19 protein-coding genes are annotated in these 22,956 nt (G+C 43.7%); 8 read left to right on the top strand and 11 right to left on the bottom strand.

The window, feature by feature from the left end:
• Nucleotides 1–14 precede the first annotated feature (14 nt).
• Nucleotides 15–1,373 carry an MATE family efflux transporter gene (locus MCT08_RS02805; protein ID WP_274677860.1) on the top strand — a complete coding sequence of 453 codons (1,359 nt, stop codon included), beginning with the start codon at nt 15–17 and terminating at the stop codon, nt 1,371–1,373.
• Nucleotides 1,374–2,269: 896 nt separating this feature from the next.
• Nucleotides 2,270–3,598, top strand: a complete 1,329-nt coding sequence (locus tag MCT08_RS02800; RefSeq protein ID WP_274677859.1) for a hypothetical protein — start codon at nt 2,270–2,272, stop codon at nt 3,596–3,598.
• Nucleotides 3,599–3,676: 78 nt separating this feature from the next.
• On the opposite strand, the gene rraA is transcribed toward MCT08_RS02800, so the two are convergent.
• The 7 genes from rraA to priA form a co-directional block, all read right to left on the bottom strand.
• Complete coding sequence (gene rraA, locus MCT08_RS02795; RefSeq protein WP_053309604.1) at nt 3,677–4,195, bottom strand: ribonuclease E activity regulator RraA; 519 nt, start codon at nt 4,193–4,195, stop codon at nt 3,677–3,679.
• A 76-nt stretch (nt 4,196–4,271) separates the two neighbouring features.
• Entirely contained in the window at nt 4,272–5,189 is a 918-nt protein-coding gene (locus tag MCT08_RS02790) for a 1,4-dihydroxy-2-naphthoate polyprenyltransferase (RefSeq protein WP_053309605.1), read from the bottom strand.
• Nucleotides 5,190–5,299: 110 nt separating this feature from the next.
• Nucleotides 5,300–6,631: an ATP-dependent protease ATPase subunit HslU gene (gene hslU, locus MCT08_RS02785; protein WP_172533537.1), complete on the bottom strand. Its 1,332-nt coding sequence runs from the start codon at nt 6,629–6,631 to the stop codon at nt 5,300–5,302.
• Between the two features lie 37 nt (nt 6,632–6,668).
• On the bottom strand, nt 6,669–7,235 hold the full coding sequence (hslV, locus tag MCT08_RS02780) for an ATP-dependent protease subunit HslV (protein WP_168520786.1): 567 nt from the start codon (nt 7,233–7,235) through the stop codon (nt 6,669–6,671).
• Between the two features lie 123 nt (nt 7,236–7,358).
• Nucleotides 7,359–7,901: an SPOR domain-containing protein gene (locus MCT08_RS02775; protein WP_053309608.1), complete on the bottom strand. Its 543-nt coding sequence runs from the start codon at nt 7,899–7,901 to the stop codon at nt 7,359–7,361.
• Between the two features lie 101 nt (nt 7,902–8,002).
• Nucleotides 8,003–9,010, bottom strand: a complete 1,008-nt coding sequence (gene cytR / locus MCT08_RS02770) for a DNA-binding transcriptional regulator CytR (protein WP_168520782.1) — start codon at nt 9,008–9,010, stop codon at nt 8,003–8,005.
• Nucleotides 9,011–9,293: 283 nt separating this feature from the next.
• Nucleotides 9,294–11,495, bottom strand: a complete 2,202-nt coding sequence (gene priA, locus MCT08_RS02765; RefSeq protein ID WP_274677858.1) for a primosomal protein N' — start codon at nt 11,493–11,495, stop codon at nt 9,294–9,296.
• 267 nt (nt 11,496–11,762) lie between these two features.
• Here priA and rpmE point away from each other — a divergent pair, with 267 nt between their 5' ends.
• Nucleotides 11,763–11,981 (top strand): 50S ribosomal protein L31, encoded by a 219-nt coding sequence (gene rpmE, locus MCT08_RS02760; protein ID WP_053309611.1) that lies wholly within the window; start codon nt 11,763–11,765, stop codon nt 11,979–11,981.
• 216 nt (nt 11,982–12,197) lie between these two features.
• Entirely contained in the window at nt 12,198–13,475 is a 1,278-nt protein-coding gene (locus MCT08_RS02755) for a malic enzyme-like NAD(P)-binding protein (RefSeq protein WP_172533540.1), read from the top strand.
• A 156-nt stretch (nt 13,476–13,631) separates the two neighbouring features.
• Here the strand turns inward: MCT08_RS02755 and metJ are convergent, their stop codons facing one another.
• Nucleotides 13,632–13,955: a met regulon transcriptional regulator MetJ gene (gene metJ / locus MCT08_RS02750; RefSeq protein WP_168520775.1), complete on the bottom strand. Its 324-nt coding sequence runs from the start codon at nt 13,953–13,955 to the stop codon at nt 13,632–13,634.
• A 284-nt stretch (nt 13,956–14,239) separates the two neighbouring features.
• Between metJ and MCT08_RS02745 the strand changes: the two genes are divergently transcribed.
• From MCT08_RS02745 to metF, 3 genes are all read left to right on the top strand, one after another.
• Nucleotides 14,240–15,406 carry an O-succinylhomoserine (thiol)-lyase gene (locus MCT08_RS02745; protein WP_171980958.1) on the top strand — a complete coding sequence of 389 codons (1,167 nt, stop codon included), beginning with the start codon at nt 14,240–14,242 and terminating at the stop codon, nt 15,404–15,406.
• Nucleotides 15,406–17,817, top strand: a complete 2,412-nt coding sequence (locus tag MCT08_RS02740; protein WP_274677857.1) for a bifunctional aspartate kinase/homoserine dehydrogenase II — start codon at nt 15,406–15,408, stop codon at nt 17,815–17,817. The genes MCT08_RS02745 and MCT08_RS02740 overlap by 1 nt, the downstream gene beginning before the upstream one ends.
• A 233-nt stretch (nt 17,818–18,050) precedes the next feature.
• The gene (gene metF / locus MCT08_RS02735) at nt 18,051–18,941 is read left to right on the top strand and encodes a methylenetetrahydrofolate reductase (protein WP_053309616.1); all 891 of its coding nucleotides are present in this window, start codon (nt 18,051–18,053) and stop codon (nt 18,939–18,941) included.
• A gap of 75 nt (nt 18,942–19,016) precedes the next feature.
• Here the strand turns inward: metF and zapB are convergent, their stop codons facing one another.
• Nucleotides 19,017–19,259, bottom strand: a complete 243-nt coding sequence (zapB, locus tag MCT08_RS02730; RefSeq protein ID WP_053309617.1) for a cell division protein ZapB — start codon at nt 19,257–19,259, stop codon at nt 19,017–19,019.
• Nucleotides 19,260–19,576: 317 nt separating this feature from the next.
• Between zapB and glpX the strand changes: the two genes are divergently transcribed.
• Nucleotides 19,577–20,584 carry a class II fructose-bisphosphatase gene (gene glpX / locus MCT08_RS02725; RefSeq protein ID WP_053309618.1) on the top strand — a complete coding sequence of 336 codons (1,008 nt, stop codon included), beginning with the start codon at nt 19,577–19,579 and terminating at the stop codon, nt 20,582–20,584.
• 192 nt (nt 20,585–20,776) lie between these two features.
• Here glpX and pfkA read toward each other — a convergent pair whose 3' ends face one another.
• Nucleotides 20,777–21,739, bottom strand: a complete 963-nt coding sequence (gene pfkA, locus MCT08_RS02720; protein ID WP_274677856.1) for a 6-phosphofructokinase — start codon at nt 21,737–21,739, stop codon at nt 20,777–20,779.
• Between the two features lie 259 nt (nt 21,740–21,998).
• Complete coding sequence (fieF, locus tag MCT08_RS02715) at nt 21,999–22,907, bottom strand: CDF family cation-efflux transporter FieF (RefSeq protein WP_176246604.1); 909 nt, start codon at nt 22,905–22,907, stop codon at nt 21,999–22,001.
• Nucleotides 22,908–22,956: the final 49 nt, after the last annotated feature.

Here is a 22,956-nt window from a genome sequence, read left to right as displayed (position 1 = left end):
CAAGCCTGTCAGTTATGCACCAACCCGCAAGCAACGATAAACACGGCCTACTTACAGCCCCCATTTCCGATGTGTTGCGTCAAATGACGATTCCGATGATTTTCGGTTTAGTCGCTATTTTGATGTTTAACTTGGTCGATACTTTTTTTATCTCACTACTTGGTACTCAATCTCTTGCCGCTATTAGCTTTACCTTTCCGGTCACCTTTGCCATTAATTGCATTACTATGGGCATTGGTATTGGTTTATCCACCAGCATTGGACGCTTGCTTGGACAAGGCGATGCACAAAATGCCGCGCGTTTTTCTAGCCATGGGGTCTTACTGGCCGTCATATTAGTGACGATCGCCTCCGTGATCGGTTTGCTTACCATTGAACCACTATTTTTACTACTTGGAGCAACGCACGAGCTCATTCCTCTCATTAAGCAGTATATGCAAGTATGGTATCTGACCATTCCGCTATTGGTGATACCAATGGCTGGCAACAGTGCGATTCGCGCGACAGGCGATACCACAACACCGGCTAAAATAATGATGTTATCAGGCTTAATTAATGGTGTGCTCGACCCACTACTGATTTTTGGTTACGGGCCATTTCCTGAGTTAGGTATTCAAGGTGCGGCAATTGCAAGCGCCTTTAGTTGGTTAGGTGCTTTATGTGGTTCGTTTTACGTATTAGTCACAAGAGAGCGACTCTTAGCTTGGCCCTATTTGCCAACTTTATGGCATGATTGGAAACAGATATTAAAAGTAGGTACCCCCGCCGCTCTTTCCAATGCGATGAACCCGCTGTTGGGAGCACTATTGATGATAATGCTGGCCAGCCATGGAACAGCCGCAGTCGCTGCCTATGGTGCTGCGCAACGTATCGAGTCGATTTTAATTTTGGTGTTGATGTCTTTAACGTCTGCACTTACGCCTTTTATGGCACAAAATATTGGAGCCAAAAATACACAACGCAGCTTTGCAGGTTTATTTATGAGTATGCGTTTCTCGGTTGTTTTCCAATTGATGATTTTCGCAATGATGGTGCCACTGAGCATCCCTTTAGCGGCACTATTTTCACAAGAACAGTCAGTACGCGATCTTCTATGGCATTACTTACTTGTTGTCCCCTTTAGCTACGGCTTCCAAGGCATTGTGATGATGCTGATTGCTGGTTTAAACGCACTGCATAAACCGATACGAGCCTTTCAATGGAGCTTTATGCGGTTATTTGTATTTACCCTGCCAACAGCTTGGTTAGGTTCTTATTGGTATGGTGTTGAAGGACTATTTATTGGCATTGCGCTAGGGAATGTTTCAGGCGGTATACTAGGCTATGTCTACGCGCTGCGTTTACGGCGCAACTGTCAACCGATAACTCAGTAATAGAGCCCTCAGTCGATGGCTTTATTTTAGTTCAATCGATACCAATTAAGTCAATATCGTTCTATACCCAAACCACTTGGAGTTGCAGGTAGGCGGTAAGTAAATCCCCATGAGCATAGACAAACTATGTGAGTGGGGTGAGCAAACGTAGCCAGCACCGCTGCGGCTTCAAATAGAAAAGGATATAAGCTTACATATGCATACAAAAAACAATACGGAACTTTATATAACAGTCATCAATGGCCATGCTAACGATATTTTACCGATGAATCGACAGCGAATTTAATAAACAATTATAACCAATACACACCAACGACCACCAACCCCAACAGACATCCCAATATTACTCGCTTTGCTCTCTTGTTGAATGGATCTTTAGTAGAGCAATAACAACAAACGTTTATTTCTGACGAAAGTAGCTCATGGCACGCCTTACAATAATTTAATTGCATAACGAGCATCCTATATAGGTGATTATGGAGAGTTCATTATACATATACGCTCTAGTAAGGAATTAAAAAAAAATTATTTTGGGGCTGCGCTGCAAATAAATTATGTTGTGTAAATTTTGATAATCTCCGTTATTGATTTGCACTTAAGGTGACCAAATCTCTACAATAGAAATAAAAGCATTTAAAAACAAACAATTAAATCGTTCATTAAGCATGAACTTCAAACATGCTTGGACAACTAAGGTCATTCACTCTCATCGTTATCCACACAATTAATCAACCACCTTGCAACACAAACCAAACAAAAAGTATGATTTTTTCATTTTACCCCCCTAAAAAATTAAGATATTTTGGGTTGTTTTTTTAATATTAAATAAATCGGAAATGGGTAAAGTGAGAAAATTAATTTTAATGCTATGTTTAATATTAAATTCCAATTCATTGATGGCAAATAATAAACTTACTACAACAGAAATAAATGAGCTATCCAATATAAACATAGAATTCGAAAATAAATACAATGATGCAAATATTGACAACCTAACTAAAAATTACAATAAGTTAAAGTCAGAAGTTCAAAGTATTAAAGAAAAAATCGATGATAACAAATATCATATTGCTGATAGTATGGAACTGATTCAGAGAGAACTGATTTCTGGAACTTCTAATGACGAGCTTATATCCTCATTGAAAAATGCATCATCTTCTATAAAAGAATTAAATGAACAACTCAATGAAAGTGAAAGCAAGTTAGAAATATCGCATCGTGATATGGAAAAGTCCAAAGGTTTATTATTGATAATAGAAAAGATAAAAAACCAAAAGATACTAGAACTATATAATAGAATAAAAACTAGATTAATCAATGAAGAATCAATCCTACATGAGCAAGAATACAGTGGAAAAATAAAATGTGGTTCCCGCGAAACGATTAGCTTGTGCATAGAAAGAAATCGACGTTCTATAGAGCAATCTTTTTCTTTAATGAATGGTGATATTGATTCTATAAAGATCAAATCTTTTGACTTTGTTGATGCATATCTAGATATGCAAGGTGTTCTTAAATATAGCGTAAACACAAAATACACAAAGTTATTTTCGAAAGCAGATGAAAAAGCGATTAGACAAGAACTTGGTCTTAACAAGCACTTTTTATTGTTAACATCTAATGACGAAAATACTGAATATTATGTAAATAATGAATTCGCAGGCAAGGGAAAAGTCGTTGAATTTAGCGGTACTTTTTCTGGTGTTATCGATATTTTAGCCAAAAATGGCGATAAGAAAGAATCAATAAAGACAACTTCTTACTCGAAAAATGAATATCACTTTAAATTCTCAGCTAGAAACGGTAGTAAAGTAACAACTTCAAGTTACTCGGAGCAAGAGCAAGAGCAAGAAAATAAAACTCAAGAAGCAGCACATTCAAATGACGATACATCAGACATTGGTGTGGACTTAAATAAATTTCTAGATCCAATAAACATAATAGTATATGAAGATAACAAATTCTTTTATATACAACCTAAAATATACAAAGAAATAGAAAAGATCCCACTGCAAGACACAATTGCAGAATCAATGAACTATTGTAAAGAAAATTTTGATGCACTCCTAGTCACAGCCGATGATTTAAATTATTTAGATAAGCAAAAATCTCTACCTGAAGGAAAGTTCTGGACGTCAAAAGAAGAAAATAAGCCTAGTTCGGAGAAAAAACAATTTATCTGCAAGATGCCAAAAGTCGAGGTTACTGAACGTTTTAAAGATTAAGCGTATAGGGGATGGAAGTTGTAAAAAAGCCGACGCAATAAACGTCGGCTTTTTTGTGATTCAAATTAGAGCTAAAGATTACTCATCCACTTGGTCGTCTTCATCTAAGTCCATTTCAACATTTAATGGCTCTTGCGACAAAATAATGCCAGTGTTGTCGGCATAGAGGTAATCTTCAGGTAGGAAAGTCACACTGCCAAAATTGACCGCAACATCAACCTCACCAATACCCTGTGCAGAAGCACCAACAGGAATAGACGCTAAGGCTTGAATACCAATACTCATATCTTCAAGTTCATCGACTTCACGCACGCAGCCGTAAACGACAATCCCTTCCCATTCGTTTTCTTCAGCAAGAGCCGCTAATTCCGCATCAATTAAAGCACGGCGCAGTGAGCCACCACCATCAATCAGTAGTACCCGGCCTAAACCATCTTGCTCTAGTACTTCACGGATCAACCCATTGTCTTCAAAACATTTAATGGTTGTTAGTTGGCCTGCAAATGAAGCGCTACCACCAAAGTTGCTAAACATTGGCTCCACAACATCGACTTGGTCGAGATAAATATCACATAACGCTGAGGTGTTGTATTCCATATCCGTTCTTCTCTTGCCGAAAATCATCTTCAACGAGTATATAGGGTCATTAAGTCATTGCAATGACAAGACACAATTAACTCGTCAGAGTTTGAGCTATAACAATTCCAACAAACAACAGGTTGGTGATAAGCGAACATTTCACCACAACCGGCATCATGGGCGCGATTTGCGCAGGCTTATCGCTCACCCACACCGCCTTACCATGCTTCACCACCACGACAATACTGAGTAAAAATGGCAAGCTAATCCACAGCGGGCTAGATTGCATAACGAGATACCCAGCAAAGGCTGTGACCGCTCCGGCCAATAGCATAAAGTGGTATTGTTTGGCTCGGGTTTGCCCTAAACGCACAGCTACTGTGCGTTTTCCACAGATTGCATCGTTTTCAATATCTCGCATGTTGTTGATATTGAGAACGGCAACTGCCAATAAACCACAACCGAGCGCCGGTAAAAACAAGCTTGGCTCGATGTTTCCGGTATGCAAAAAATAAGTGCCCGAAACACCCAACAAACCAAAGAAGATAAAAACGGAAAGATCGCCCAAACCAACATAACCGTAAGGTTTGTTACCGACGGTGTAAGCAATGGCGGCAATAATAGCCAACACGCCTAGCCCCAGAAACGCCAGAATACTTTGCAAACTATCCAGCGCATAAAAAATAAGCACTAATCCTGATAACACCGTAAGCACAATGTTAATCATCATCGCTTGCTTCATGTCAGTCAGTGTCACCGCTCCAGATTGAATGGCTCTCATGGGGCCTAATCGCGCCTCATTATCGGTGCCTTTTATCGCATCCCCGTAGTCATTAGCTAGGTTGGATAAAATCTGCAATAAAGTTGCGGTGAGCAACGCAAGCAAAGCAATGGGAGCAGAAAAGTGACCAGCAGAAAACGCCAATGCACTACCTGTTAAAATGGAAACTAGGGCTAGAGGGAGTGTTTTCGGTCTGGCGGCATCAAGCCAGATATGGAGCGAATTCTTCATGCAAAGTCATAACCTATGAATAATGCTGAGAGTATACGCTCAATTCCATGCCAATAAAAAGCCCGTCGTATTTGACGGGCTACAAGCTTATTTTGGAAAAACGCAGCGAATTAAAGAATAAAGCGGCTTAGGTCTTCATTTTCTACTAGCTCACCGAGGCGCATTTTCACGTAAGCGGCATCAATGGTCATTGACGAACCCGGCTTATCGGTGGCATCAAAAGAGATTTCATCCATCAAACGTTCCATTACGGTATGCAGACGACGAGCACCAATATTTTCAGTGGTTTCATTAACCTGCCATGCCGCTTCTGCAATTTGTGTAATTCCATCCTCGGTAAATTCAATATTTACATCTTCGGTTTTCATCAGTGCAATGTACTGCTCTGTGAGTGATGCTTTGGGTTCAGTCAGAATACGTTTGAAGTCGTGACTAGATAGCGCTTCTAACTCAACTCGAATCGGCAAACGACCTTGCAGCTCAGGAATAAGATCTGAAGGTTTCGCCACTTGGAAAGCGCCCGAGGTAATAAATAAGATATGGTCGGTTTTTACCATGCCGTGTTTTGTCGAAACGGTGCTGCCTTCAATCAATGGTAATAAGTCACGCTGCACCCCTTCACGAGAAACATCTGGGCCAGAACTTTCACCGCGCTTACAAATTTTGTCGATCTCATCAATGAAAACGATACCGTTATTTTCAACGTTATAGATAGCTTGATCTTTCAACTCTTCTTGATTAACCAGCTTGGCGGCTTCTTCTTCGGTCAATGCTTTAAAAGCGTCTTTAATTTTGAGTTTACGTTTTTTCTTGGTGTCGCCAGCCAGGTTTTGGAACATGCCTTGTAGTTGGTTAGTCATCTCTTCCATGCCTGGAGGAGCCATAATCTCAACCCCCATTTGTGGCACAGCTACATTGACCTCAATTTCTTTATCGTCCAGTTTCCCTTCACGCAATTTTTTACGGAAAACCTGACGAGTGTTCGAGCTTTCTTCGCTTTTTTCGTTCTCACCCCAAGCATCACGAGCTGGTGGCAATAAAGCATCTAAAATTCGCTCTTCTGCTTGTTCTTGGGCACGAAATTGCACCTTTTCCATCGCCTGTTGGTGAGTCATTTTTACCGCAACATCGGTCAGGTCGCGGATAATGGTCTCAACTTCTTTACCTACGTACCCCACTTCGGTGAACTTGGTCGCTTCGACTTTAATAAAAGGCGCGTTAGCAAGCTTAGCCAGACGACGAGCAATTTCCGTTTTACCAACACCCGTTGGGCCAATCATTAAAATATTTTTAGGCGTGACTTCAACACGCAAGCTTTCTTCAAGCTGCATACGACGCCAGCGGTTACGCAATGCGATAGCAACGGAGCGCTTAGCTTTATCCTGACCAATAATGTGTCGATTGAGTTCATGGACAATTTCACGAGGGGTCATTTCAGACATAGTAGTTTCCTTAATTCTTTTACACTAAATACTATCTTTATTTTTCGACTGACTGTGGTTTTTCCAATAGCAGCTCAGTGGGAATTTCTAGTTCTTCGATAGTATGGAAATGGTTGGTGAACACACAAATATCGCCTGCAATTTTTAGTGCTTTTTCGGCAATTTCACGTGCGTCTAATTCGGTATTTTCTAACAGCGCCGTAGCAGCGGCTTGTGCAAAATTGCCACCTGAACCAATAGCAATCAAGTCGTTTTCTGGCTGAACAACATCCCCGTTACCAGTGATAATGAACGATGCAGTTTCATCTGCCACCACTAAAATAGCTTCTAGCTTGCGCAAGGCTCGGTCGCTTCGCCAGTCTTTCGCTAATTCAACCGCAGCTTTAGTCAGGTGACCTTGGTGCATTTGTAATTTGCTTTCGAAACGCTCAAACAGCGTAAAGGCATCAGCGGTGCCACCAGCAAATCCCGCTAGTACTTGGTTATTGTATAGACGACGAACTTTGCGGGCATTGCCTTTCATTACGGTATTACCGAGCGATACTTGTCCGTCACCCGCGATGACAACTTTATTATTACGACGTACAGATACGATAGTAGTCACGACAGGGCCTCTTATTTATTTTCTCGATGGAGTTGACAAATATATGAGGATGCGAAGAAAAGATTTCAAGTCGAAGAGGATAACTCACCGCAAGCAATAGCTAACTTACGGTGAGAATAATATCTATTGCTGCTCTTTCCAGATAGCACAAGGCTCGATTTTAGCACGCTGTAATTTATGCTTATCGCGCTCAGCATCACGCTTAAATTTATACGGACCAAGCACAATACGATACCAACTGCTATCTTCCTTCTTGCGGATTTTACTGCTTAACCCTTGGAAAGCGATATCGAGTTTACGCGCTTCCGCCTGTTGCATAGTTTTGTAAGCGCCACACTGCATAATGTATGGAATATCAGAGACTTTCTGCTCTTTGGCAACAACTTCAACTTCTCGCTTCGGCAAACTGTCTACATAATCCCACTTTTCTTCAGGAGGAGGAGGAATAACATCGGTTGGCTTTGGCTTTGTTACTGGCTTAGGTTGCACCACGACAGGTTGCGGTGGCTCAGGATCTTTACTCAGAAGGTATAAACCATAACCAAAAGCAGAAACCAGTATTACTGCCAATAAACCACTACGCCAAGGTTTACGACGTGAGGCTGCTTTTTTAGGGGTCGGCTTTTTTGGACTACGACCGCGCCTTACATAATCTTTATTAGCCACAGAAAATTCAAAAGTTGATGGTTTGACCCAATGTTAATGCAGTTTCCTGCCACTTAACAGCGCTGAAATGGAAGCAGCGCATCAAAAATGCGCTGCCAACGTTACACTAAACGAGGAGGAGCGGCACTTTCCCGAACCACTAGGCTCGTTTCTAGCAATCGAGAACCTGCACCAACTTCATGACCACGCAGCAGCTCGAGCATCATCAACATCGCTTGACGGCCAATTTCATAACGAGGCTGGGAGATGGTTGTCAGCGGTGGATCACAATAGCTCGCAAATTGAATATCATCGAAACCAACAACAGAGAGGTCTTGTGGTACACGCAACCCTAGCCTCTTAGCTTCTTGAATGGCACCTATCGCCATTGTGTCATTATGGCTAAAAATGGCAGTAGGAGGCTCAGGTAAAGCCAGCAACTGTCTTACCGCTTTAGCGCCAGCCTCAAAAGTAAAGTCACCATAAGTACAATATGCTGGATTCAAGCTTATCCCTGCGCGACGCAGTGCCTGCTGATAACCTTGATGCCGAAATTGGCACAATGTGGCCGCTTCCGGTCCAGAAATCTGTGCAACCCGTTTATGCCCTAACTGAGTTAAGTAATTCACCGCTTCAAATGCTGAGGTGAGGTTATCGATGTGTACTGTCGGTAGTTCTAATTCCGGAGCAAATTCACACGCCATCACCATCGGTGGCAAATTTTTCTGTTCGGGTTTGCTGACATCAAAAGGAAGATCCGTTCCAAGTAGTAGCATGCCATCCGCTTGTTTGGTGAAAACTAAGTTAACCAAAGATCGCTCGCGCTTTTTCTGCTGGCCACTGTCACCCAATAAAACAAGGTAACCATGCTCCATAGCTGCGTCTTCAATGCCACGAATGATCTCTGTGAAATAAGGGTCACAAATATCAGGGACAATCGCCACAATAGTTTTTGATTCATTTCGACGTAAGTTTCGAGCGAGAGAATTTGGTGAATAACCAGCCTCCAAAACGGCATCTTCTACACGTTTACGCGTTGAGGATGACACTTTTTCTGGGTTCATCAATGCCCTTGATACTGTGGCTGTTGATACACCGGCAAGCTGGGCAACATCCTTCATTGTCGCCATAGAAATTAACCCTCTTATCAAGTCTTTCGTTGGTGGAAAATCCACACATTATTATTGCTATAAAATAAATGCCGTTACCCGCCATTTACTTCAAAGGTATGTTGGATAGTCTATTCATTTCCAGACAGAAAGTTACGGTCAGATTAACAAATTTTGCATAATAAGCGTGAACTTCATCACAGTGATGATGATTCATTTTCTTGATAAAAATAACAGCATGATTTTTTAGCACTCGTTTGCTTCAATGCGTTACAGCTTATTACACAAAAAACGATAGCCAGGTTTAACTGAGATCTTGCGGTTCAATATCTAAAGACCAACGAATTTTTTTAGATAATGGCAACATAGTGATCGCTGGCTTAGCACTCATTAATAACTTTTGCATCAACGAACGAGTCTGAGTTTGCAACAGCAGTTGCCAACGAAATTTACCCGCGCGTTTAGCCAGTGGTGCCGGAGTAGGCCCAAGCACTAAACAGCTCCCATCAAATAAAGGGTGAGCCTCTAGAGTATGACGAACTTGACGCAAAAACTCTTCAACCATCTGCGCTTGATTGCCCTCCGCTTTAAATAAGGTCAAGTAAGTATAAGGTGGCAGCATCGCGATTTTTCGTTCTTCTAGGGCGGTTTGCGCAAAGTGGTGATAGTCCTTGTTCAGTAACGCTTGCAGCAAGCTGTGCTCGGGGTGGTGAGTTTGCAAAATAACCTCCCCTGGTTTACTGGCTCGCCCTGCTCGTCCCGCCACTTGAGTAAACAGCTGAGCCAAACGTTCCGAGGCGCGGAAATCACTGCTGTATAGCGATCCATCGACATCCAATAGTGCAACCAAAGTGACATCGGGAAAATGGTGTCCTTTAGCAAGCATTTGAGTGCCAATTAATATTTTATATTCACCATTGCGAATCGAAGCTAACGCGTTTTCCAAGCTGCCTTTACGACGCGTGCTGTCGCGATCAATACGAATGGTCTTGTAATCAGGAAAAATCTGCGCCAGTTGCGCTTCGAGTTGCTCAGTCCCAACGCCAACGGTCACCAATTGAGTTGAGCCACATCCTTGGCATTGATGCACCACAGGACGCTGTGAACCGCAATGGTGACAGCGCATCTCACTGCTGTATTGATGGAAGGTATAGTAAGCATCACAGCGCTTACATTCCGCTATCCAGCCACATTCATGGCACATCAGCGCCGGAGAAAAACCACGTCGGTTAAGAAACAGCATCACTTGATTGCCCGCACTCAGATGTTTTCTCATCTCGGCAATTAATGGTGCTGATAAACCACTTTCTAAAAACAGACCTTTGACGTCCAACACTTTATTCTTGGTTGGAACCGCCACACCAGCGCGCTGGGTCAGCGTTAGGTGGTGATATTTGCCCGTTAACGCATTATGTAATGTTTCTAAAGCCGGAGTGGCCGAACCAAGTACAATTGGGATTTGCTCAAGATGAGCACGCATCACCGCGACATCGCGTGCGTGATAACGCAAACTATCTTGTTGCTTATAAGACGCGTCATGCTCTTCATCAACGATAATAATGCCAAGGTCAGCAAAAGGAGTCAGCAGAGCTGAGCGGGTGCCAATAACAATACCCGCTATTTTGTCGCGAGCCGCGAGCCACGCATTAAGGCGTTCAGTATCATTGAGCCCAGAGTGCACCACCTCCACAGGCACATTAAATCGCTTACGAAAACGGTTGATCGTTTGTGGAGTTAGGCCAATCTCAGGCACTAAAACTAACGCTTGGCGTCCTTTTTCTAATACTGGTTTAATGAGGTTTAAATAGACTTCTGTTTTCCCAGAACCTGTAACGCCTTCGAGCAGATAACAAGCAAATTGGGTGTGGCTGTTGATAGAGGCAATCGCGATCACCTGCTCATGGTTTAGCTTAGGCTTTTCAACTGCCGCTTCTAATTGTTGTGGCCACGCTTTGGCAATGGGTTTCTTTTCAACAGATTCAATCCACCCTTTTTCCTCTAGCGTTTTTAATACTGCGCTGCTTACTTCTTCATCAATAAACTGTTGGTGTGAAACCGCCCCACCTTCGAGCATTTTCATTACTTTGGCTTGTTTAACCGCTCGACCAAAACCTTGCATCAATTGATTGCGTCCGGCAACCGTCAATTGCCATTCCAGTAAAGTAGAGAAATCGGCCGCTTTGCCTTTGCGTAATGCTGAAGGTAGTGCATTAAACAAGGTTTCGCCCAATGGGTATTGGTAAAATTGACTGCTCCACGACAGTAAACGGTAGAGTTTATCTGACCATACGGGTTGGTTATCTAATACTTGCTTGAGCGGCTTGAGCTGATCTAATGGAAAATCCGATTCACTGACCAATGCCGTCACAACCCCAACTAGAGTCTGACGACCAAACGGCACCGACACTCGTCCACCTACAATCGGAAACAGATGCCCAGGGATCTGATAATCAAACTGTTTATCCAGTGGTACAGGTAAGGCAACTCGTGCAATGGTGGGGCGCATAATCGTCCATTAGTGGTACAAAAAGTAAGAAAACACAGTCTACTGGATGCTTCCATTAAATTCGAGCTTCGTCACTGTACAAAAATGTGGCGAAAATAGCGGCGAAATGGCTTGATCCACTGCAGATGATTCATTAATATATCGCGCCTTGATGATATGGCTTAGTGCTCACTATTGAACATGAAGCGGTATCAACATTTTTTATTAACTACGTGTGGTGTCCGGCTCAGATTCGGATAGCGACACGGCCCAATTTGAGGTTATCCCATGAAAGCTGGTATCCACCCAGAATACAAAGCAGTTAGCGCAACTTGTTCTTGCGGCAACGCATTCGAGTTCAGCTCAACTCTAGGCAAAGAATCTATCCACCTAGACGTGTGTGACAAATGTCACCCATTCTACACTGGTAAGCAACGTATCGTTGATACAGGCGGCCGTGTAGATCGCTTCAACAAGCGTTTCGGTGCTCTATCTAGCAAAAAGTAATTATTTACTATTTTGTAATAGAATTAAAAAAGGATGCTTCGGCATCCTTTTTTATTGGCATTTTTTTTATATAGTGATTTTTGTCATCACTCTCAGGTCTTATCAGCACGGTTTTCAGCCATTTTTAATGAAGCACGTCGCGTTCCTACCTAGGAAGTTTGACTGACATCCATTAGAATCATTGACCTTTCCAACCCAATACGAGCACCTAAACCTATGTCAGATGACCATAATCAAGAATTGACTGCAGAAGAACAATTTCGTCAACGTGCGCTCGATTACCACGCTTACCCGACGGCAGGTAAAATCGCGGTATCTCTCACGAAACCAGCAGACTCAGCTGAAGATCTCGCGCTAGCTTACAGCCCTGGCGTTGCTGAACCGGTTCGTGAAATCGCACAAAATGTAGATAACGTTTATAAATATACAGCGAAAGGCAACATGGTCGCAGTTATCTCTAACGGCACTGCAATTCTTGGTTTAGGCAACTTAGGGCCAATGGCTTCTAAGCCAGTAATGGAAGGTAAGGCACTATTATTCAAACGTTTTGCTGGCCTTGATTCAATCGACATTGAAGTAAAACACCGTACCATTGATGAATTCGTCGATACCGTCGCCAATATTGCCGATACGTTTGGTGGCATTAACCTCGAAGACATCAAAGCACCAGACTGCTTTGAAATTGAACGTCGCTTAATTGAGCGTTGTAATATTCCAGTTTTCCACGATGACCAGCACGGAACGGCAATTGTTACGGCAGCGGGCATGCTCAATGCTATTGAACTACAAGGCAAAAATCTAAACGAATGTACCATTGTCTGTCTTGGTGCAGGTGCAGCAGCAACAGCATGTATGGAACTGCTGATCAAATGTGGGGCGATGCGTGAAAAAATCTACATGCTTGATCGTAAAGGTGTGATTCACACCCGCCGTGATGATCTGAATGAATATAAGCAGCTTTTTGCGAGCAACACCGATAAGCGAACCTTGGAAGACGCCATCACTGGCGCTGATTTATTCCTAGGGGTATCAGGCCCGAATCTACTGCCAGCGGAAGCATTGAAACTGATGGCCGACAAGCCGGTTGTGTTCGCTTGTTCAAACCCAGATCCTGAAATTAAGCCAGAACTTGCCAATGCAGTACGTGATGATTTAATTATGGGTACTGGCCGCAGTGACTATCCAAACCAAGTTAATAACGTATTGTGTTTCCCATTCATCTTCCGCGGTGCTTTAGATGTACGCGCCAGTGAAATCAATGATCAAATGAAGCTAGCGGCTGTCGAAGCCATTCGCCAGTTGGCCAAAGAAGAAGTACCTGTTGAAGTACTTAAAGCAGCTGGAGTTGAATCTCTAAGTTTTGGTCCTGACTACATCATTCCAAAACCAATGGATCCTCGCCTACTACCTCGCGTAGCAAAAGCCGTCGCTCAGGCAGCGGTTGACTCAGGCGTAGCTCGCATTGAAATGCCAGAAGGCTACATGCAAGAGTAACGTTGTCGCTTGAAAACAAAAAAACCGCAGCTTTCGTTCTGCGGTTTTTTTTGTTTTTGAGTGATATCAGAAAAATCATGTGCAGGTTTTGCAGATCAGCACACCATTGTGGTCACTTTTCCAAAAATAAAGACAAAGTGTTATCGATGTGGCGCGTTACGCTTCATCATCGTATGCTTCAAACTCAATGCCCATCGCGGTCATCAATGCTTTCGCTTCTGTTGGAATATCATCTGGGCGATCTTTTCTTAAATCTTCATCGGTCGGTAAAGGTTGGCCGGTATAAGCATGCAAAAAAGCTTCGCATAGCAACTCACTGTTGGTTGCATGACGTAAGTTATTGATCTGACGGCGAGTGCGTTCATCAGTTAATACTTTCAGCACTTTCAATGGGATTGAAACGGTGATTTTTTTCACCTGCTCACTTTTTTTACCGTGTTCAGCGTATGGGCTAATGTATTCCCCATTCCAGTCTGCCATTGCGCACCTTCGTTATCGTAATTTGTCAGAAAAAGTTTGATGGCTGATTTTAGCGGGATTTACCGCCATAAGCAAAGACATATAGACGTCCAGAAGTGTTGACGTCTTATTTTTTGATCGGTAAAGTGTAACGCTATCAGTCTGGGAAGCAGCAATATCAAACATTATCAGATATGGTGTATACCCAAAGTAACTTGAGTTTCTCTCGGCGGCAACTCTAAAGAAGATAAGAATACCCCTGTAGGATGTCACTCTCAGTGAGTTTATTAGGCAAGGAAACCGTTATGACTACTCGCAAGCCAGCCACCATCGCTGTTCGTACTGGTATTGAATCAGATTCTCAATACCACGCTGTTGTACCACCAATTTATCTTTCGACAAATTATGGCTTTCCTGCTTTTGGTGAAGTACCTCAATACGATTACACCCGTTCAGGGAATCCAAACCGCGGCTTGCTTGAAAAAGCGCTGTATGAGCTCGAGTCCGGTCTTGGCGCTGTCGTCACTAACTGCGGCACTTCTGCACTCAATTTATGGGCGTCTGCATTTCTTAGCGCAAATGATCTAATTGTTGCCCCCCATGACTGTTATGGCGGTACCTATCGTCTATTTAATACTCGCGCCAAAAAAGGCGATTTCAATGTCTTGTTTGTTGATCAATCTGACCATGAAGCTTTAAGTGCTGCGCTGGCTAAAAAACCGAAATTGGTATTGCTAGAAACCCCCTCGAACCCACTTGTGCGCGTTGTCGATATTGCCGACATTTGTCACCAAGCGCATCAAGTTGGTGCACTCGTAGCCGTCGATAACACCTTCCTTACCCCTATATTTCAAAAACCATTGTTGCTTGGGGCAGACTTCGTTATCCACTCCACTACAAAATACATCAATGGTCACTCTGATGTGATCGGTGGCGTTGTTATTACCAAAACCGAGCAACACGCTGAAGAATTAGCCTGGTGGGGCAACTGCCTTGGCGCAACGGGGACACCATTTGACAGCTATATGACACTGCGTGGTATTCGTACGTTGGGTGCTCGCATGCGTGTTCATGAGGAAAATGCGGGTGCAATTTTAGCTTATTTGCAACACGAAGCATTGGTGAAAACGATTTATCACCCTAGTCTGCCACAACACCCAGGCCATGAAATTGCGAAAAAACAGCAGTCAGGATTTGGCTCAATGCTCAGTTTTGAATTTGCCGGAAGCTTTGAGCAGTTGAAGTTTTTTGTCGGCCAGTTAGAGCTGTTCTCACTGGCTGAATCTTTGGGCGGTGTCGAAAGCCTCATTTGCCATCCAGCATCAATGACACATCGCGCTATGGGTGACGAAGCTTTGGCTGAAGCCGGCATTTCAACGCAACTATTACGCCTGTCAGTGGGTTTAGAAGATGCTCATGATTTAATTGCCGATCTACAACAAGCCTTTGCCAAAGCCAAGGAGGCATTTTAATGACGGCATTGCGACAACTGCATAAATTTGGTGGCAGTAGCCTTGCTGACCCTGAATGTTATAAAAGAGTGGTGAATATCTTAAAAGAGTATTCACACAATAACGACTTAGTGGTGGTTTCTGCGGCAGGCAAAACCACCAATCACTTGATCGCCTTTCTTGAGGCTCTCAAAAAAGATGGTCGATTAGCGCATGAGAACCTACAAGCGGTTCGTCAATTTCAAACTAACTTAATCGACGCACTACTTGATGACAACTCAGCCAAGACGTTGCGCGACCTATTAAATGCCGAAATACGCGCGTTAGGTGAATTGTCTGCACCGCTAAGTGCAGCCCAACAAGCCAGCGTATTGGGCCATGGTGAAGTTTGGTCTTCGCGCTTACTAGCCGCATTACTCAACCAAAATGATCTCGCCGCAGTTGCGCAAGATGCACGTGCTTTTCTGCGCGCTGAAACAGGCACACAACCGGAAGTTGACCGTTCTCGCTCCTATCCTCTTTTAAAAGAAGTTTTGGCACAGCATGTTCATCATCGCATCATCATTACTGGTTTTATGGCACAAAATGAGCAAGGCGATACCGTATTGCTAGGCCGTAATGGTTCTGACTATTCCGCCACCATGATCGGTGCATTGGCCGAAGTTAACCGTGTTACGATTTGGAGCGACGTCGCTGGGGTATACAGCGCAGACCCACGCATTGTCAGCGATGCTTGTTTGCTGCCACTGCTGCGCTTAGACGAAACCAGCGAACTGGCGCGCTTGGCCGCGCCAGTATTGCACAGCCGAACTTTACAACCTGTCGCTCAAAGCTCGATGGATTTGCACTTACGTTGCAGTTATCAACCCGAGTCCGGTTCAACCCATATCGAGCGTGTGCTTGCTTCTGGACGTGGGGCTAAGATCATCACCTCGTTAGAAGATGTCTTGCTGATTGAGCTTTCCTTTAGCCACGGTCATGACTTCCAACGTCTGCAAAGCAGCGTTTTGCGCAGCTTACAACGTGCCCAACTTGAACCGCTAGCGTTTGAAGCCCAAGCTGATCAACACCGCTTACGTCTAGCCTACACCACTGAAATTTCAGGAGGCGCTCTCGCCCACCTTCAAGACACGGCTTTCGAAGCTGAAATTAAACTCAAAGAAGGGTTTTCTTTAGTTGGCGCGGTTGGCGCTGGCGTCACCAAAAACCCAAATCACTGCTACGGTTTTTACCAACAGTTGAGATCATCCCCGGTTGAATTTATTTGTGAGTCAGAGTCTGGGCTTAGTTTAGTTGCCGTGCTACGCAAAACCGCAGTAGAACCACTAGTAATAGGAATGCACAATCAACTTTTCCAAGCGCAAAAACGTGTTGCGTTAGCGTTATGTGGTAAAGGTAATATTGGTTCGAGTTGGCTGAAATTATTTGCAGAGCAAAAATCAGAGCTTGAAAAGCGACGTGGAATGAACTTTGAACTGGTGGCGGTTATCGACAGCCAAACCTATTGGTTTGATGAACAAGGCATCAATGCTGAATCGGTACTCGAACGATTTAATGATGAAGCCATCTCTTACCAAGGTAAGGAATGGCTACAACACCTGAGTAATATCCAAGGATATGATGATCTCATCGTGTTAGATGTCACAGCCAGTTCTGAACTCGCAGAGCGTTACCTCGATATTGCCGAGCATGGCATGCACTTAATTTCCGCCAACAAAGTCGCAGGCTCCGCCTCTAGTCAGTCGTATCATCAAGTGAAAGATGCTTTTGCTAAGATCAGCCGCCATTGGTTATACAATGCAACGGTTGGCGCAGGTTTGCCTATCAACCATACCGTTCGTGACCTACGTGAAAGTGGTGATGATATTGTCGCGCTGTCAGGCATTTTCTCTGGCACGCTATCATGGCTATTCCAACAATTTGATGGTTCGATTCCTTTTAGTGAGTTAGTCGATCTTGCTTGGCAACAAGGCTTAACAGAACCCGATCCTCGTAGTGACCTCGATGGCTCTGATGTGATGCGCAAGCTGGTCATTTTAGCTCGTGAATCTGGCCTACACATTGAGCCAGAAAACGTAAAAGTCGAATCACTGGTACCTGAAGAGCTTAAAGATCTATCGTTAGATGACTTCTTAGATAAGAGCCAACTACTGAGTGAGAGATTGGCTGAACGTCTTGAAAAAGCACAACGTGAAGAAAAAGTGCTGCGCTACGTAGCAAGGCTTGAAAAGAATGGTAAAGCCACTGTTGGGGTTGAAGCGCTGGATCGCGAACACGCTTTAGCTAATCTCCTGCCGTGTGACAATATTTTTGCTATCGAGAGTAAATGGTATCGTGATAATCCATTGGTTATTCGCGGGCCAGGAGCAGGCCGAGAAGTCACAGCAGGAGCAATCCAGTCGGATTTAAACTTGCTGTCTAGTTTTCTTTAACTAAAGGAGCCATTGGCTCCTTTGTTTGTTTTTGGCCAACAAAGAATGCTATAACTGATTACGAGTTATATTGGTGTTTCACTTGAGTTCTGCTCACATTCAACATGAATATTCTTCATGATTACAGTGTTGACATTAAAACGTATTCAATACATTCTGTGGACATATAGACGTCCAAACGTCAATTCAAGGGATTTTAATTTGGCGGGAAGTTCGCCACAGGGAGAAGTAAGATGGGATACACACACGCCAGTCATATCGATGCACTAAACCAAAACATTGCAGAGCTGTCTGACAATATTAATGTGTCATTTGAATTTTTCCCACCGAGCTCTGAAAAGATGGAAGAGACGCTGTGGAATTCGGTACACCGCTTAAAAACGCTGCAACCAAAATTTGTTTCTGTCACTTATGGTGCAAACTCTGGCGAACGCGACCGTACTCACTCCATCATTAAAGAGATCAAAGATCAAACCGGTTTAATTGCAGCCCCTCATTTGACTTGCATCGATGCATCACGTGAAGAGCTTATTCAAATTGCTGACGATTACTGGAACAACGGCATTCAAAGCATTGTGGCATTGCGTGGGGATATTCCTGTCGGTGGTGGCAAGCCAGAAATGTATGCTTCAGATCTGGTTGAGTTACTAAAAGCACGTCATGATTTTGATATCTCTGTTGCCGCCTTTCCAGAGGTTCACCCTGAAGCAAAAAGTGCACAAGCTGACCTACTTAATCTAAAACGTAAAGTTGATGCCGGTGCCAACCGCGCGATTACCCAGTTCTTCTTTGATGTAGAAAGCTACTTACGTTTTCGTGACCGCTGCGTGGCGGCGGGTATTGATGTTGAAATCGTACCGGGAATTTTGCCTGTATCCAACTTCAAACAAGCCTCGCGCTTTGCTGCACAAAACAATGTCAAAGTACCTGGTTGGATGGCAAAACAGTTCGATGGATTAGATGATGACCCAACCACTCGCCAGCTTGTCGGGGCAAGTCAAGCTATCGACATGGTCAGAATTTTAAGCCGTGAAGGGGTAAAAGATTTCCATTTCTATACACTAAACCGTGCCGAAATGACCTATGCGCTATGTCATACATTGGGCGTAAGACCGAAAGCATAACCATCCAGTAAAAGAAACTTAAAATAACAATGCCGACATTCGTCGGCATTGTTATTTTAATCGTAAGCAGAAAGATTACTCTACGTCATCCATCTTACCTAATAGGTTACGAATACGGTCTTGCCATGCGGCATGTTCTTGCTGCATTTGTTGTGCTTTTTGCTCAAGCTCTTCACGACCCGCTTTTAGCTCATTAGCTTCAGTGATCAACTGCTGTTTCTCTTCTTTTAACTCTTCAACTTCCATTTGCAGAAGTGCAATTGTGTCAACAGCGGTTTGAATTTTTGCTTCTAGTAGTTCTAATACTTCAAAAGACATGGTGCATACCCTTAATGATTCGGTTGAGGTGAACATAATTTCACTTATTGAGCCATTCTACTCAGCCCGGCGCTTATAAACACTCACTATATGCGAAATTTTTCACTATTCGGTTAAAAAACAAACTCAAATTGACCCTAGCCTAACTTAAGCCACACAGCGACTCGGAAAAACTGTATTTCTCCACGCTGATTTCGCAAATTTAACGCTTGGATTTGATCAAGTGCAATCCTTACGAACTAAAAAAGCAAACGTTTCCGATTTGATATGTTAAAATCGCCGCCGAAATTTCCTATTCCCTTTTCTTTGGAGTTAGCATGAAACGCGATTTAGCAATGGCATTCTCTCGAGTAACCGAAGGTGCTGCACTGGCTGGTTATAAATGGCTTGGTCGAGGCGATAAAAATGCCGCAGACGGCGCGGCAGTCGAAGTCATGCGTAATCTTCTCAACAAAACCGAAATCTTAGGTGAAATTGTCATTGGTGAAGGCGAAATCGACGACGCGCCGATGCTTTATATTGGTGAGCAAGTAGGCCTAGGTGGCGACAAAGTTGATATCGCAGTCGATCCCATTGAAGGTACTCGCATGACCGCTATGGGGCAATCTAACGCGCTGGCTGTATTAGCCGCTGGCGAAAAAGGAAGTTTCCTTAAAGCCCCAGATATGTACATGGAAAAATTGGTGGTTGGTCCTGGTGCAAAAGGCTGTATTGACCTCAACAAACCATTAAAAGAGAACCTAGAAAATATCGCCGCAGCACTCAATAAACCACTCGATACCCTAGTCGTCACCACTTTAGCCAAACCTCGCCACGATGCGATGATTGCACAGATGCAACAGATGGGCGTTCGCGTTTTCGCTGTGCCTGACGGTGATGTGGCTGCTTCTATTTTAACTTGTATGCCAGATAGCGAAGTGGATGTGATGTATTGTATCGGTGGCGCACCAGAAGGTGTGGTATCTGCCGCTGTCATTCGCGCTCTTGATGGCGATATGCACGGTCGTCTACTGCCTCGTCATGAAGTAAAGGGCAATACCGAAGAAAACCGCATTTATGGCGCAAAAGAGCTCGCTCGTTGTGCTGAAATGGGCGTTGAAGCGGGTGTAGTGCTGAAAATGGAAGACATGGCGCGTAGCGATAATGTCATTTTCTCTGCAACCGGCATCACCAAAGGTGATTTATTAGAAGGTATAACGCGTAAAGGCAATATTGCGACCACTGAAACTCTATTGATCCGTGGCCGTTGTCGTACCATTCGTCGTATCAAATCAATTCACTACTTGGAACGCAAAGATCCTGAAGTACGTGAAATCATCCTATAGTGTGAAAAGACAAAAAGACCGCAAATGCGGTCTTTTTTTCAAGTTCAATTTACAACATATCCCCAAACAACTTGAAGTTTCAGGTAGGCGGCAAGTGAGTGAATCCCCATGAGCATAGATAAACTATGTGATTGGGGTGAGCAAACGTAGCCAACACCGCTGCAACTTCAAGTAGGAAGGGTATAGCTCAGATTAGAACAACTCTTCAGCCACTTTGAACAAGTCATGACGTACTGGACGCTTCATGTTTTCGATAGCATCAATGATGTCATGATGAACTAACTGCTCTTTTTGAATACCAACACAACGACCACCTTGGCCATCAAGCAGTAGGTGGACAGCGAAGTTACCCATGCGTGATGCTAATACACGGTCAAATGCTGTTGGACGACCACCACGTTGAATGTGACCAAGTACTGTCGCACGAGTTTCACGACCCGTCGCTTTTTCAATTTCTTTCGCCAGTTGGTTAGCGTCCATCATTAGCTCGGTTAAAGCAATAATCGCGTGCTTTTTACCTTTCTTAATGCCATCTTGGATATTGGCGGTAAGCTGCTCCATATCCAGGCCAGTTTCAGGAGTAATGATGTACTCACAACCACCAGCAATGGCAGACATCAGCGTCAAATCACCACAGTGACGGCCCATGATCTCAACAATAGAAATACGTTGGTGAGATGAAGAAGTATCACGTAAACGGTCAATCGCATCAATGACTGTATTTAATGCTGTTAAGTAACCGATAGTGTAATCGGTACCTGCGATATCGTTATCGATAGTGCCAGGCAGACCGATACATGGGAAACCCATCTCAGTCAGTTTTTTTGCGCCCATATAAGAGCCATCACCACCGATAACCACAAGAGCATCGATGCCGTGTTTTTTCAGGTTTTCAATCGCTTTCTCACGAATCGCTACTTCACGAAACTCCGGGAAACGTGCCGAACCAAGGAATGTACCACCCTTGTTGATCACATCAGAAACACTTGAGCGGTCAAGTTGCTTGATACGGTCTTCGTACAGGCCAAGGTAGCCATCATAAATACCATATACTTCCAAATCAGCACCTAGCGCAGTACGAACAACACCACGAATTGCTGCATTCATACCAGGTGCGTCACCGCCACTTGTCAAAACACCGATTTTCTTAATCATGCTCACCCTCGATTTTTTGTAAACTTAATACTAATTTTAACGCTGCCTGTTAACGACAAACAGGCAACAAAATCTTGATAATCTACGCGCAATGTTACCTTTCCTAAAAAGGAATACTACTGTTATTTGCGTGAAATTATGTAACTTTGCTACTTATGTAAGAGTATTACAGCTTTGCGTTAATACTTTGTTGATTCACATCAGAATCACACTTGTTTATTACTCACACAAAAGATAGCCAATAAGCGTATTTCTGTCGCTACCAGCCTTGTGTTTTTTGCTTTTTTTCTGAGCCAAACACAACTGAGTAAGGATCTTGATGGATTAATACATCTGCCCCAGGAAAAGCGTCGAGCAATTTATCTTCTACATCATCAGCAATGCGATGCGCTTCAATCAATGGCATGTTGTCATCTAATTCCAAATGCAATTGAATGAATCTTACAGGTCCTGACATTCGTGTTCGCAATTCATGAACCCCTAATACCCCTTCAACAGACAGACACTCGGCATGGATCTGCGCTAATTCTTCATCAGGTAGTTTTCGATCGAGTAAGGTTTGAATCGCTTCCATCACCATACGAAATGCACTGTATAAGATATAAAGACCAATCCCGACCGCAAATACCGCATCTGCCTGCTTAAAGCCATACCAGCTCAGTGCTAGCGCCAGCATAATAGCAGCGTTCATGAAAAGATCAGTTTGATAATGTAGAGAATCAGCGGCTATCGCCTGACTGCCGGTTTTCTTCACCACATGCTTTTGGAACATCACCAAACCGGATGTTACTACCATGGCAAAGAAACTAACGTAAACCCCATATTCGGGAGAGGTTAATTCATGTGGGCGGAAAAATCGGTCAACACCATTAAGAATGAGGAAACAGGCAGAACCTGAAATAAACATCGCTTGCGCCAGTGCGGCCAAGGACTCTGCTTTACCATGCCCAAAGGCATGCTCTTTATCTGCCGGTTGTAATGCATAGCGCACCACAATCAAGTTGACCACCGAGGCAGCAATATCGAGTAAAGAATCGATCAGTGAGGCAAGTAAACTGACAGAGCCTGTGATCCACCAAGCGATCACTTTGACAATCAGAAGCACGGTTGCAACCATTGTGGCTGTCCATGCGGCAAGGGTAACCAAGCGGGCGTATTCTTGTTTCATAGCACCGAAATCATGAAGAAAGTGTAGTGAAAGTATACCTTCTCCAGCT

This window comes from Vibrio aestuarianus (genome assembly GCF_028858425.1).
Lineage (GTDB): Bacteria > Pseudomonadota > Gammaproteobacteria > Enterobacterales > Vibrionaceae > Vibrio > Vibrio aestuarianus.
This window is presented reverse-complemented; position numbering and strand designations above follow the sequence as displayed.

What these genes read in the sequence shown, in the direction of transcription:
- MCT08_RS02805 (WP_274677860.1), top strand. Translation starts at nt 15, where the DNA reads ATGCACCAACCCGCAAGCAACGATAAACACGGCCTACTTACAGCCCCC.
- MCT08_RS02800 (WP_274677859.1), top strand. Translation starts at nt 2,270, where the DNA reads ATGGCAAATAATAAACTTACTACAACAGAAATAAATGAGCTATCCAAT.
- rraA (WP_053309604.1), bottom strand. Translation starts at nt 4,195, where the DNA reads ATGGAATACAACACCTCAGCGTTATGTGATATTTATCTCGACCAAGTC.
- MCT08_RS02790 (WP_053309605.1), bottom strand. Translation starts at nt 5,189, where the DNA reads ATGAAGAATTCGCTCCATATCTGGCTTGATGCCGCCAGACCGAAAACA.
- hslU (WP_172533537.1), bottom strand. Translation starts at nt 6,631, where the DNA reads ATGTCTGAAATGACCCCTCGTGAAATTGTCCATGAACTCAATCGACAC.
- cytR (WP_168520782.1), bottom strand. Translation starts at nt 9,010, where the DNA reads ATGGCGACAATGAAGGATGTTGCCCAGCTTGCCGGTGTATCAACAGCC.
- priA (WP_274677858.1), bottom strand. Translation starts at nt 11,495, where the DNA reads ATGCGCCCCACCATTGCACGAGTTGCCTTACCTGTACCACTGGATAAA.
- rpmE (WP_053309611.1), top strand. Translation starts at nt 11,763, where the DNA reads ATGAAAGCTGGTATCCACCCAGAATACAAAGCAGTTAGCGCAACTTGT.
- MCT08_RS02755 (WP_172533540.1), top strand. Translation starts at nt 12,198, where the DNA reads ATGTCAGATGACCATAATCAAGAATTGACTGCAGAAGAACAATTTCGT.
- metJ (WP_168520775.1), bottom strand. Translation starts at nt 13,955, where the DNA reads ATGGCAGACTGGAATGGGGAATACATTAGCCCATACGCTGAACACGGT.
- MCT08_RS02745 (WP_171980958.1), top strand. Translation starts at nt 14,240, where the DNA reads ATGACTACTCGCAAGCCAGCCACCATCGCTGTTCGTACTGGTATTGAA.
- MCT08_RS02740 (WP_274677857.1), top strand. Translation starts at nt 15,406, where the DNA reads ATGACGGCATTGCGACAACTGCATAAATTTGGTGGCAGTAGCCTTGCT.
- metF (WP_053309616.1), top strand. Translation starts at nt 18,051, where the DNA reads ATGGGATACACACACGCCAGTCATATCGATGCACTAAACCAAAACATT.
- zapB (WP_053309617.1), bottom strand. Translation starts at nt 19,259, where the DNA reads ATGTCTTTTGAAGTATTAGAACTACTAGAAGCAAAAATTCAAACCGCT.
- glpX (WP_053309618.1), top strand. Translation starts at nt 19,577, where the DNA reads ATGAAACGCGATTTAGCAATGGCATTCTCTCGAGTAACCGAAGGTGCT.
- pfkA (WP_274677856.1), bottom strand. Translation starts at nt 21,739, where the DNA reads ATGATTAAGAAAATCGGTGTTTTGACAAGTGGCGGTGACGCACCTGGT.
- fieF (WP_176246604.1), bottom strand. Translation starts at nt 22,907, where the DNA reads ATGAAACAAGAATACGCCCGCTTGGTTACCCTTGCCGCATGGACAGCC.